Source organism: Bacillus sp. FSL P4-0334 (assembly GCF_038004825.1).
GTDB classification, from domain to species: Bacteria; Bacillota; Bacilli; order Bacillales; family Bacillaceae; genus Bacillus; species Bacillus velezensis.
This window is the reverse complement of sequence record NZ_JBBORX010000001.1, coordinates 494,236-506,369: the sequence shown is the minus strand read 5'-3', so window position 1 is coordinate 506,369 and position 12,134 is coordinate 494,236. Positions and strand designations below refer to the sequence as shown.

Sequence of the window (12,134 nt, the reverse complement as noted above, 5' to 3'; positions counted from 1 at the left end):
CTACCGTCCCATCGTTCCGAAGTTGGTAATCTGAATGGAAACATCATAGTCAAAAGCCGCTTCGGAGAAGGTCTCATCCCAATGATGCTTTACTTTCTTCCAATAGTCGGGATATTGAATGCGGACTCTGTCAGAAAAGAATACAGGGTCCGTTTCATATTGATTCTGCAGCTTATCGATGACTTCTTTCACATCGCTTTTCAGTTTTTTTTCGAAAATCTTTTCCAGCCCGTTTAAATAGTGCTGATCGAATGAATCTTCTCCGGCATATTGATCCTCTGACAAAAGTCCTTTTGTTTTTACCGCTACATGAAATGAAAGCTTCCCGTTTTTCAGCCTGGGAGTGATGGCGGATGTTGATTTTTTGATCTCGAAGGTAATCGGGTGCCCCCCTTTATCCAAAGCGGGCAGCACGCCGCCCCGTATCGTCCCCATCAGCCAATTCAGGCTCTGTATTTCGTATGATGACAGAAAGCCCGCCAATCTGTTTTGTTTTGCGTTTTTGATAATGGCCGCTCCGTCATACACCGTTTTTCCTTTTTGATTGCTGACGGCCTGAATGAGAAAACTGAGTTTATTATGGCAGTAAATCGAAGCTCTCCCGATTCGGAGCGGTTTTAAAATCTTCCCGTTGTAGCCGCCGTTGTTCGTAAGGTCGATCAGCTTTTCCGCGGCCATGGGCTGCTGCTGATTCGGCGTCGGCTCCGTCAGAATATCGGACGCTTTTCCTCTTGCCGCGAAGAGATAGCTGCTCCGCCGTAATTCATCATCGCGGATAAAATGATTCATCATCTGCAGTATATTTTGGTCGGCCAGCAATTTGTCGCTGAATATCAGCACTTTTAAATGATCGCTGTAAACAGGCGGATCTTTTAAAGAGACTTCACTGACGGCTTCAAGAATGGTATCCCCCCGCGTCGTCACATTGACAAACACGGGCCGGCCGGAAGCCTGGCTGTTTTCGCTTTGGGGCAGCAGGTTTTGATAGGTTAATTTATATCGGCGGTCACTCGTCTCGTCTATCGCCAGCCCCCGGGCGAAAGACAGCTTTTCGACTTCCTTCGCGTCCCAGCATCCTGAAAGCGTCATCAGTATGAAAAGCGCCGCCGCCCATTTTATGAAAAGTGTCATGACGTCTGTTTCCTCCCGGCTATTTTTTTCATCCAGCTGACAAACCAGATGAGAAAAGGAATCATAATGACGGCAAAAAACGCATATCCGAGAATATTCGCGAATGCAAACACACTGTTGATATCATCGGGGTACATTGAAAGGCCGAATGTCACTGCCAATAAGCCTCCCAGCAGCCAGGCATTGTTTTTATTTTTCAGTTTGAAAATGGTGTTTAATCCGAGATGCGCCCCTTTAAAAGAACCGAGCATACAGGTGAACTGCTGGCATGTCCACGTAATTAAAAGAAAGATATCAAACCGCTCTATGAAAATGCCCCGGATTTCCAAGGCATGAATCAGGGAAATGGTCGGATACGTCACCGTTTTGGCTTCAGCGACCGACATACAGCCGATGACGACAAGCAGCGTAAAGCTGTAAAAAATGGTCGCGCCTGCGATGCCGAAGACAGCCGCCTTTTTCGCCTGCTTCGGGTTTTTCATAAACGGCACCAGATAAAGAATCACCTCAAGTCCCGAAAAATACAGAAGGGTCCGCGGAAACAGCTCAAAAAAGCTTTTGTAGCCTCCTTCCATGACCGGGCGGACGAAATCCAGCTTAAAAAGTCTCAAACTGAATATGAGCAGCGTAATCAGAATGACGATCGCAATCGGAAACAGATAGGCATAAAGCTTTGAAATGGGATAGACCCCGCCGGTCACATGGTAAATGCCGACCGCCAGAAAGATGAATATGACGACACCCATCGGCGTATTTTTCAGTAAAAAGTAATTGATGACTTCACCGAGAAAACGGGCTTGAAAACAGACGGTGACGACAAAATAACAGCTGATGAATAAATTCAGAAGAGAACCGATGGCGCGGCCCATGATGCCTTGATTCAGCTCATAAATGGTTTCCCCGCTGTTTTTCTGCAAAAACGGCATAAAGAGCAGGACGATGCCGATAAACACGACACTCTGCACAAGAATAATGATCCATCCGCTCGGACTGTCCGCTGTTGCGGCGGAGCGCGGCAGTGTTAACACGCCCGCTCCGATCATTGTTCCGCTTACCATGAGAAGTGTCTGCATAAACGACAGCTTGTCTTCCGGTTTTTTCATGGGGATCACCTTTGCTTGATTTTATCTTTCGTCTCTTTTCTGGTCGGCCGTTTTTTCAAAAGAGGCGTCGGCAGTCTGACGATCGTATCCTTTAAGTCCTGGCCAGGCTGCGCCATGATCGGAATAAGATAGTCCTGACCGAAGCTTTTCAGACGCATCAGATGGCCGATGACAAGCAGATAGCACATGATCAGTCCGTATAAACCTAATATCGCCGACAAAATCATCGAAAAAATACGGATGAGCCTCAGCGGAAAATTGAACGCATAGGAGGGCGCCGTAAAAGAAGCCAACGCCGTAACGGATACGACAATGACCATCATCGCACTGACAATATTCGCCTGAACGGCGGCCTGTCCGATCACCACGCCCCCGATCAGGCCGATCGTCTGTCCGATCGGCTTCGGCAGCCTGAGTCCGGCTTCTCTGATCATCTCGATCGTAAAAATCATGATGAACGCTTCAACAAAAGGGGGGAACGGAACATTCAATCTGCTTCCGGCAATCGTAACCGCCATTCTCGTCGGCAAAAGCCCCGTGTGAAACGTAACGAGCGATATGTAAAGGCCGGGTAAATAAATCGTGATTAAAATGCATGTATACCGAAGCAGCCTGAGAAAGGTAACCGGAACCCACCGCTGATTATAATCGTCAGGGGAGTGGATAAATTCATCAACGGTAGCCGGCACCAAAAGGGTAAAAGGCGTTCCGTCTACAAGAATGGAAACCCTTCCCTCCAAAAGAGCGCCCATAACCCGGTCAGGCCGTTCAGTCGTCAAGACGGTCGGGAAAATGGAATACGTGTTATCTTCAATAAGCTGCTCGATCGCTCCTGATTCCGGAATGTCGTCAATGGTGATGGACTCCAGTCTTTTCATCACTTCTTTTACGACATCATCAGGCGCGATATCCCGAATGTAGGCGACGGCGATCCGTTTTTTTGTCCGTTCGCCGAGTGTGATCTCTTTGATCTGGAGGTTGGGATCACCGGACTGCTCGCGCAAAAGCGCCGTGTTCGTCCGAAGCTTTTCGACAAAACCTATCCTCGGCCCCCGTTCAAGCACTTCTGAAGACGGTTCTTCAATATCACGCATTTTAAATGTTTCCGTCTCAAACGAAAGGGCTTCCTCCCATCCCTCCGCCAGCAAAACCGATTTGCCGGAGAAAATGTCTGCCTCCGCGTCCTTAAGTGAAGAAAGCCGGGTATGACGATAGCCGAAAGAGATGGATGACGGCGGTATTTCAGCCGGTTCCTCTTGATGCCGGGCGGCCGCCTGCACGGGCGAAATAATATATTCCGCAAGCAATTGATTGTCGGTCAGTCCGTCTATATAGATAAGACAGGCGTCACATTTGCCGTTTCCGTACGTAAACGAATAAAACATCATGTCATCGCTTTGGCCGAACCGTTTTTTCAGAACTTCAAGGTTTTTGCCGAGCTCCGCATGTATCGTCACAATGTTCCCCCCTTTTTCCATCAGTTATTTTAATTTGCGACAAACAAGGCATTTTATTCTGGAATAGGAAATGACTGAGCATTCCGCCCCATCCGAATGGTATAATGAGCAGGTCAGCCATTTTATACATATTGTTTTTAACCGCGGCTCCCTCCGTGTTTTAAAAAAGACACAGGGGGAATGGGATATGAGCCGCTTTTTAAGGGGAGGGGAACGAACATGACGCAAGAGCCGATTTTTTTACAGCCTGTATGTAAAGAAAAACTATGGGGCGGCACGTTATTACGCGAACGATTCGGATATGACATACCTTCAGAAACAACCGGCGAATGCTGGGCGATATCAGCCCATCCGCACGGAATGAGCACGGTCAAAAGCGGTCCGTATCAAGGGAAAACCTTGATGGAACTGTGGGATCAGCATAGAGAATTATTCGGCGGAACGGAAGGGGACCGGTTTCCGCTGCTGACGAAAATACTGGACGTCAAACAACATCTGTCCGTTAAAGTCCATCCTGACGATTATGACGCTGAGGAGCATGGACTGGGCGAAACGGGGAAATCTGAGTGCTGGTACATTATTGACTGTAAAGAAAATGCGGAAATCATATACGGTCACACGGCCCGTTCGAAAGCGGAACTTGTCACCATGATTAACAGCGGTGACTGGGAAGGCCTGCTGCGCCGTGTGAAGATCAAACCCGGCGATTTTTATTATGTGCCGAGCGGAACCATCCATGCCATTTGCGCGGGGGCGCTCGTGCTTGAAACACAGCAGAATTCAGAGGCCGCCTACCGGATATATGATTACGGGCGTACAGATCAAACCGGCCAGGCGCGTGAGCTGCATATCCGCGATGCCGTCAACGCCGCCACCGTTCCTCATGTGGACGGATTTTTAGATGAATCAACTGAAACGAGAAAAGGCGTCACCATCAAAACCTTTGTGCAGGGAGAATATTTTTCTGTATACAAATGGGATATCAGCGGGACGGCGGAAATGACCCAGGACGCTCCGTTTATGCTGTGCAGCGTCACAGAAGGAAGCGGCTCCATCCTCTGTGAAGGCAAGTCCGCCAAGCTTGAAAAAGGCGCGCATTTCATACTGCCGGATCAGATGCCTGACTTTACGATAAACGGAGATTGCACGATCATCGTTTCTCATATATAAAACCAAACTTAATCCCAGCTCTGGGATTAAGTTTTTTTTATTTGGAAAATTGGGTGATTTCTCTCTGTAAAAATGAAGAAGGCCGGCCGATAAATAAACTAGTTTGATAGAAACCAATTGAATCAGAAAGAGGAGAAGGAATGAAAAAGAGATTCGTTGCACCTATGTTATTGTCCGCCGTTTTCCTTGTCTTTTGCACCCTTACACAGCCCGCTGAGGCCGCATACAGCGACTACTCCGTTTACGAGCTGGAAACGAAGCAGCAATTTGCTTCTGAGAACGAGGCGCTTCAAGCGGCAGCGAAATTGAAAAAGGATACGGGGTGGCAGGCTGACGCAAAGAAAGCCGGAAATACGCCGCTCACTTATCAAATCTCAGCTTCAGGCTTACACGATGAAACGGATGCGAAAACCGTGCTGAAAGATTTTACGAAGCAGACGGGCGTGTCCGGCACTTACAGCGCAAGCGGAAGCAAACAGCCGTACGTGACCGTCACATCAGGCGTCCTATCAGACGAGCGGCAGACGAAAAATCTTCTTGCCGAACTGACGAAAAAAACGGGCGTGACCGGCGCCGTCAAGCCGGCGGGGACAAAACAGCCGTACATGCAGGTCGTGACTGCTGAGATGGCGGCCGAAGCGGACGCAAAAGCGCTCTCGCAAGCGTTGACGAAGCAGACGGGCGTGAGAGCGTCATACCGTCAGATCAAACGGGAAACAGCCCGGTTTCAGATCCAATCAGGAACAATCTCCGGCGATCAAAAAGCCGCTCAAATCCAAACTGATTTTCAAAAGGAAACAGGATTGCAGGCGTCGCTGAAAGTCACGGCAAAGGCCAGTCCGAATATCACCGTGACAGCCTCTGACATTTCAAATGCAAATGATGCGGCAGGTTTAGCGAAACAGCTGCAGCAGAAAACTGGCGTCAAAGGGAATGTTCAAAAGTATGCCCAAAGCAAAACAGCAACCGTGTACAACGTGCAGTCAGGATATTTTAACGGAGTAGGGGCCGTACAAAATGCTATCACCCAAATCAAGAAGAATACGGGTGTGAGCGGAAGCTATCAAAAAGCCGGCAAGAAAAATAATTACACGGTCGGGATGAGCGGACTGACGGCTAAGCAGCTGCAAAGTGTTCAAGCTTTCTTTAAAAAGAAAAAATGGCATTGCGACGCATCGCCTGTCAAAAAGACAGCATCAGTGTCCGTTTATCGGATCACGGCAGGGCAGCTTACCGCTGCAAAGGCAGATCAAGCGGAGGCGTTTTTCCGCCAGCAGCATGTAAAGACGGCAAGAACAGCGGCGGGAAAAACAGCAGAAAACGAATATCAGCTGCTTTCTCAGCAGACGGCAGACCAGTCGAAGATAAAAAAAGGATTGAATCTGCTGGCGGGATATAAACTGACTGCTATTTCAAAAACGATATCCAAGCAGACGGACACAACGTACCAAGTCACAACCGAATCACTGCTTGATAAGGCAAAGATCAATCGTTCGCTGGACTTTTTCAAAGGGAAAAAAGTATCCGCCTCCGCACAGAAAACAGGTGAAGCAGCGTATACACAATTCAGAATTGAAACGGCACCGCTGCTTAAAAAGGAAGACATTGACCGCGTGACTGCTTTTTTCAAGCAAAACAAAGCGGCCGGCACTGTGAAGGAGACGGGGAAAACCGGCTCTGCACAGTACGTCATCAAAACCGATACATTCAGCAGTAAAACCGTTTTAAATAAAAGCATGAGCTTTTTCAGCGCCAAACAATTACAGGCCGGCTATACGAGTGAAAGCCATCCGGTTTATGAACTCCGCATTCGCGATCAATTCACGGGAGCGCAGTCAGCGGACGCCGCCTCCCAAAAGCTGAAAAAGCTGTACGGATGGACGATGGCTATTTTGAAAATAAAAAACGGACCGCAAATCATGAATACCAATTACAACATCTCGCTGGCAGATATGGTCAAAAAACAAATGACAGTCAGCCCGCAGACTGATGCCGCGGCTTATGCATCGCTTACGTACATCAATACGGCCTCCGGAACGGTCACAGCCGACGTCCTGAACGTCCGGTCAACCCCGGAAGTCAGCTCCGGCAATATTATCGGGCAGTTGAAAAAAGGCGATAAAGTCAGCATCACAGGCCAGACAAACGGCTGGGCCAAACTCAGCATGGGCTGGAGAAACGCCAGCAGTGACGAAGTCGGGCAGTATGTCAATCCGGCTCACTTCGCACAAGACAGCAAGTATTACTTTCAATTTCTGAAGCTCTCTCAGACAGCCGGACTGAACGCATCGGAACTGAATCAAAAAGTGCTGGTCAATAAAGGAATACTGACAGGGAAAGGCCAGGCCTTTATTACAGCCGCCGGCAAATACAGCATCAATGAAGTGTATTTGATTTCGCATGCTTTGCTTGAAACTGGCAATGGCACGTCAGAGCTTGCGAACGGCATTATGTATAATGGTAAAAAGGTTTACAACATGTACGGCATCGGGGCTTATGACAGCAACCCGAATTACTACGGCGCACAATACGCGTATAATCAAGGCTGGTTTACTCCGGAAGCCGCGATTATCGGCGGAGCCCAATTTATCGGTGCGTCTTATATTCACAATCCTTCATACGAGCAGGATACGCTGTATAAAATGAGATGGTCTCCAGCCGCGGCCCATCAGTATGCGACAGATATCGGCTGGGCGTATAAGCAGGTAAACCGCATGTACAGCTTATACTCACTGCTGGATGACTATACGCTTTACTATGATGTTCCCGTGTTTATGAAAGTATAAAAAAAGGGCTGAAGTGTATGCTTCAGCCCTTTCTTCATGCAAAAAACACCCGCCGTCGGATTCAGGCAGGTGCTTCAGCACAATTTTTCATTTTTGTTTCCGCAAATTTCAATAACGCTTCACTCGAATTCCCATCTGAATACATATTCCATTTGTCCGAGAACCGCTTCATTTCTTCTGCACGAAATGGCTTTTTCGTCATTTCCTCCAGAAGAGCTTCGCTGTCATGACAAGCCTTTCCGGGAATGACGGAAGTATAATTGTCGATTAAACCGCGTTTTCGATCATATTCCTCCAGATCATACGTGAAAAAGAAAATCGGTTTATTTAAGAGCGCGAATTCAAAAGGCACGGAAGAGTAATCCGTAATTAAAATATCAGCCGCTTTCAAGAGATCATGAAGACGCATGTCAGACACGTTCTTGATCAATTCGCTTTCAAACGAAGCCGAAATCTGATGCAAAACGGCAGGGTGAAGCTTTACAAGCAGCATATACTCTCCGTTTAACGCGTTTGTGAGCTGTTCTTCGGTGAATGGCAGCCGAAAGGACTGCATATCATAATCCCTGAATGTCGGTGCGTACAGGATGATTTTTTTCGGCCATTTGAGCTTCAGTTCCGGCTTGTGTTCTTCATAATAGACGTCAGTCAGGGGGATACCCGTTTTTAACAGCTGGCCGTCCCGTATGCCGAACGACTTTTTAAAAACGTCAGCCATCGCGTCTGAACCGACGGTGACAAAGTCAAACGATCGGTACACTTTTTTAAACCGGCTGATATCTGATGCCGGGCGGTTTTGATTCGTCACATCCTCAAGGCCGAACTTTTTCAAAGAGCCGTTCGCATGCCACACCTGAATGCATGTCGTTTGCGGCCGGCGGTTTAAGACGCTTGTCATGAGGAAATAGTTATCCGTTATCACCACTTTGCTCTTAAAAAGGATCAAAACAGCCTTCAAAAGATGCAGCGGATGTTTTTCGTTCAGATAAAAAGAGCCGATACCTTCCAGCTCTTTTTTCAGACTGACGGCGTGTCTCGTATACAAAACCGTCATTTCATAAGAAAGCGATTCAGCGTGCGCTTTGTAAGAACGGATGAGAGCCTGCGCATTCTCTTCAAAAGATACCAGCAGGGTCAGATGGTTCTTGGGCTTTACAGGCTTGAACAAAACGCCGAGAACAGACAGATATATAGAATAAAAAGCGGCGAATAAAGATCGCAAGTTCATAGATTACCAATCTCTTTTGCTGTTTTATTTGTTTAAAGCTGTTTCGTTTGATCTTCGGCCTGCTTGGAATACAGGCTTTTATTTGATTTATTATTTCTCAAAACGGTAAAAGCATACTTCGGAATGTTCAGCATCCTTTTCCATCTCCACGGATTCGTCACCAGTCTGTACAGCCATTCCAGATTCGTTTTGATCATCCATTCAGGGGCGCGTTTCACCGTTCCGCTGAACACATCAAAGCTTCCGCCCAAACCGATCGATACAGCCTGAGGGAAAAGATGTTTGTATTCATAAATAAATTGTTCCTGATGGGGATATCCTAAGGCGACAAACACGAGATCGGGTTTCGCCCGGGAAATCTGTTTGGCGACGAAGCGTTTATCCGCTTCATAACCGTTGCTGGCTCCGACAACCTCAATATTCGGATACTCTTTGCTGATCCGGTTCAAAACGGCGTCAAGCACGTCTTGCTTAGCTCCGTATAAAAATATTTTTTTAGACTGCCGGTTTGCGAGGCCGAGCAGCGCAAGAAACACATCGAATCCCGCAATTCTTGATTTCAGCGGGTGCTGCGTCAAACGTGACATTAACACGACGCCGATACCATCCGGCAGGACGAAATCCGCGGAAGAAATGACTTGATGATAACCTTTGTCTTTCGCCGCAGCGTATCCGATCTCAGGATTGACCGTCGCAATGACGGCTCCTTGCTTTTGTGCGATATAATAAGTGTCTAAATATGAAATAAACTCCTGTAAATTTCCATTAACGTAAGAAAGGTTGTGCACCATTTCAGTCTGCATCTGCCGTCCTCCTTTTTGTACGGGATTTTCTTTCACTTTTTCGTGACTTAGGCTAAGCTTTATTTTAACATAATACCTTCAGATAAACTTAACAATAGTTTTACAAAAATATAAATAAGATAACAATTTCTTTAATCATACGCGCAAAAACCCTGCTAAACTCCTATTGTAATAACATTTGTTAATAAGTGGATTTTAACTTCGTTTTACATTGGCTTAACCTTTTCAGGGCTATGTGATATAATGAGGTTCCATGAGTACGAAATTGGCACTTTAGTGATTAAGGATACAGCTGCGCAGCATTTCAGAGCAGTTGCTTGTTATACGTATGATGATAGAAAGGAGCTTTTGTTTCATGAAGAAGGTCATTACTTACGGTACGTTTGATTTACTGCATTGGGGTCATATTAAACTGCTTGAGCGCGCAAAGCAGCTTGGAGATTACCTTGTTGTTGCCATCTCAACAGACGAGTTCAACCTGCAAAAACAAAAAAAGGCCTACCACAGCTATGAACACAGAAAGCTGATTCTGGAAACGATCCGTTATGTCGACGAAGTCATTCCGGAAAACAGCTGGGATCAAAAAGTACGTGACGTAGCGGATCACAACATCGACGTGTTCGTAATGGGAGACGATTGGGAAGGCAAATTCGATTTCCTTAAAGATCAATGCGAAGTCATCTACCTCCCTAGAACCGAAGGCATTTCCACCACACAGATTAAAAAAGAAATTGCCGGGGTGTAATTGAAACATTCGGATATACAGATGATAAAGAAGTACTCCCTCCGGATAGGGAGTACTTCTTGTAATATAAGGTTATTTTCGCTATATTTGTTATGCGCTTTTGAAAAAAAGCTAGACAATAAGAGGAGAATTTAAAGATGAATCTTAGTAACTTTTTTAAGTTGAATAAAAAAGAGTCCAAGCCGTCCGTAGAAGAACGCGAATATACCATTTTAAACAAAGAAGCATTGGCGGAAGAGAAGAAGGTAGCGGTAGTCGTTCCTGTTTATAATGCAGAAGAATATGTAAGGAAAACAGTTGATTCAGTGATCCTTCAAAACATCGGCTTTCAGCATATTTCTTTAATTCTTGTCGATGATTGCTCTACTGATGATTCCAGAAACATCCTGACTGAGTACGCCGAGTTGTATGAAAATATTACAGTCGTCTTTTTGAAAGACAACACGGGGACCCCGGCTTATCCGAGAAACTTGGGAATTGAGCTGGCAAATGCAAAGTACATTACATTTTTGGATGCGGATGATTGGTTTGCGCCGAACGGAGTTAAAATCTTATTCGACATGCTTGAAAGAGATCAGGTAAATTATGCGGTCGGAAAAACGATCGAAATGCAGGTGAACGGTCAAAAAACGATCGGGAAACATGAGTCTTCTCTGAACAGAGCGAAGGTATCGCCTTTTTCAATCCGGCATATTTTCTATCATCTCGGCCCGCGGGCAAGAATGATGAACTTACAATTTCTAAAAGATAATGATATCAGATATCCGGAAATGAAATTTGCTGAAGATAAGCAATTTTTTATGGATGTTCTTTTGGCGTGCGGAGATATTTCAACGTCAACCGAACCGGTCTATTATCTGAACAGAATGGACAATAATGAGTCGCTGACAAAGCAGACTAATATAATGGAAAAAACCGACACGAACATAGCCGTAATGAAGTATATTCTGAACAAAAAATTAGATACTGAAAAAGAGAAGATGGCGATGAACCGCCTGATCGAATTCGATTCCATTACGCGTCTTTTCGATCGGATGCACTTCCTGAAAAGCGAAAACAAAGAAGCCTACTACAATAAATTCAATGAAATTCTGAATGTGTTAAAGAAGACGAAATACGATATTTCCGAGACATTTTTTCATCCGATTCATAAGACAGCCTTCCGTCTGCTGACTCAAAAACGGTATGATGAGGTCGAAAAGCTGTTCCGCTGGTCCAAAAAAGAGCCCGATAAAACCATCGTGACGCAAGGCGGACTGGCTTATTTAGAAAGCCCGCTGACGGATGAAGAAAATAAACTGGTCGAACTTCGCATGCACGGAGAAACGGAAAGCGCGGTGTTCGCCGATCATAAATTCACCGTTACGTTCCGCTTGTTCGGACAGGACAGAAATAATGCCCAATATATTCTGTTTCAGCACAGAGATAACATGAAAGTACACCACCAGTTTCCGGTTCAGTCACTGGGAGACGGGCGGTACGTCCTTGAAATCCCGTTACGTGACATTGAAAAAGTCGGACTTGGCGGTTATATTATGTATGTCATTTATAACGATTATGAACGTGTCATGTTAAACAGAGACGACGGTGAAAAGGTGACGGCAGAAGCGAACGGACTGCAATATCAATTCTACCGGACGGTGAAGGAGAACCTTTCGCTGAAAGTAACAAAATGATGATTGTGATTGGATATGTTTAATTGAAACAGAGG

The 12,134-nt window shown here is 46.1% G+C and carries 9 protein-coding genes; 4 read left to right on the top strand and 5 right to left on the bottom strand.

Annotation, left to right across the window (positions count from 1 at the left end; all coding sequences use genetic code 11):
• The 3 genes from NSQ37_RS02555 to NSQ37_RS02545 are packed head-to-tail and all read right to left on the bottom strand — an operon-like array spanning position 1 to position 3,691.
• Positions 1 to 1,131: a Ger(x)C family spore germination protein gene (locus NSQ37_RS02555; RefSeq protein WP_020956435.1), complete on the bottom strand. Its 1,131-nt coding sequence runs from the start codon at positions 1,129 to 1,131 to the stop codon at positions 1 to 3.
• On the bottom strand, positions 1,128 to 2,234 hold the full coding sequence (locus tag NSQ37_RS02550; protein WP_072589639.1) for a GerAB/ArcD/ProY family transporter: 1,107 nt from the start codon (positions 2,232 to 2,234) through the stop codon (positions 1,128 to 1,130). Before NSQ37_RS02550 ends, NSQ37_RS02555 begins: the two co-directional genes overlap by 4 nt.
• A gap of 5 nt (positions 2,235 to 2,239) precedes the next feature.
• Positions 2,240 to 3,691: a spore germination protein gene (locus tag NSQ37_RS02545; RefSeq protein WP_025285368.1), complete on the bottom strand. Its 1,452-nt coding sequence runs from the start codon at positions 3,689 to 3,691 to the stop codon at positions 2,240 to 2,242.
• 219 nt (positions 3,692 to 3,910) lie between these two features.
• Here NSQ37_RS02545 and manA point away from each other — a divergent pair, with 219 nt between their 5' ends.
• Positions 3,911 to 4,861 carry a mannose-6-phosphate isomerase, class I gene (manA, locus tag NSQ37_RS02540; RefSeq protein ID WP_098082002.1) on the top strand — a complete coding sequence of 317 codons (951 nt, stop codon included), beginning with the start codon at positions 3,911 to 3,913 and terminating at the stop codon, positions 4,859 to 4,861.
• Between the two features lie 140 nt (positions 4,862 to 5,001).
• On the top strand, positions 5,002 to 7,647 hold the full coding sequence (locus tag NSQ37_RS02535; protein WP_099567135.1) for an N-acetylglucosaminidase: 2,646 nt from the start codon (positions 5,002 to 5,004) through the stop codon (positions 7,645 to 7,647).
• 61 nt (positions 7,648 to 7,708) lie between these two features.
• Here the strand turns inward: NSQ37_RS02535 and NSQ37_RS02530 are convergent, their stop codons facing one another.
• Together NSQ37_RS02530 and NSQ37_RS02525 are read right to left on the bottom strand one after the other, a co-directional pair.
• Positions 7,709 to 8,875, bottom strand: coding sequence for a CDP-glycerol--glycerophosphate glycerophosphotransferase (locus NSQ37_RS02530; RefSeq protein WP_015240704.1), 1,167 nt, complete (start codon positions 8,873 to 8,875; stop codon positions 7,709 to 7,711).
• Positions 8,876 to 8,907: 32 nt separating this feature from the next.
• Positions 8,908 to 9,678, bottom strand: coding sequence for a WecB/TagA/CpsF family glycosyltransferase (locus NSQ37_RS02525; RefSeq protein WP_007407501.1), 771 nt, complete (start codon positions 9,676 to 9,678; stop codon positions 8,908 to 8,910).
• A gap of 355 nt (positions 9,679 to 10,033) precedes the next feature.
• Here NSQ37_RS02525 and tagD point away from each other — a divergent pair, with 355 nt between their 5' ends.
• On the top strand, positions 10,034 to 10,423 hold the full coding sequence (tagD, locus tag NSQ37_RS02520) for a glycerol-3-phosphate cytidylyltransferase (RefSeq protein WP_003151361.1): 390 nt from the start codon (positions 10,034 to 10,036) through the stop codon (positions 10,421 to 10,423).
• Positions 10,424 to 10,560: 137 nt separating this feature from the next.
• Entirely contained in the window at positions 10,561 to 12,099 is a 1,539-nt protein-coding gene (locus tag NSQ37_RS02515) for a glycosyltransferase family 2 protein (protein WP_085341558.1), read from the top strand.
• The last annotated feature ends 35 nt before the right edge of the window (positions 12,100 to 12,134 follow it).

Coding starts and splice junctions, on each gene's coding strand:
- NSQ37_RS02555 (WP_020956435.1), bottom strand. CDS start 1,131: ATGACACTTTTCATAAAATGGGCGGCGGCGCTTTTCATACTGATGACG.
- NSQ37_RS02550 (WP_072589639.1), bottom strand. CDS start 2,234: ATGAAAAAACCGGAAGACAAGCTGTCGTTTATGCAGACACTTCTCATG.
- manA (WP_098082002.1), top strand. CDS start 3,911: ATGACGCAAGAGCCGATTTTTTTACAGCCTGTATGTAAAGAAAAACTA.
- NSQ37_RS02535 (WP_099567135.1), top strand. CDS start 5,002: ATGAAAAAGAGATTCGTTGCACCTATGTTATTGTCCGCCGTTTTCCTT.
- NSQ37_RS02530 (WP_015240704.1), bottom strand. CDS start 8,875: ATGAACTTGCGATCTTTATTCGCCGCTTTTTATTCTATATATCTGTCT.
- NSQ37_RS02525 (WP_007407501.1), bottom strand. CDS start 9,678: ATGCAGACTGAAATGGTGCACAACCTTTCTTACGTTAATGGAAATTTA.
- tagD (WP_003151361.1), top strand. CDS start 10,034: ATGAAGAAGGTCATTACTTACGGTACGTTTGATTTACTGCATTGGGGT.
- NSQ37_RS02515 (WP_085341558.1), top strand. CDS start 10,561: ATGAATCTTAGTAACTTTTTTAAGTTGAATAAAAAAGAGTCCAAGCCG.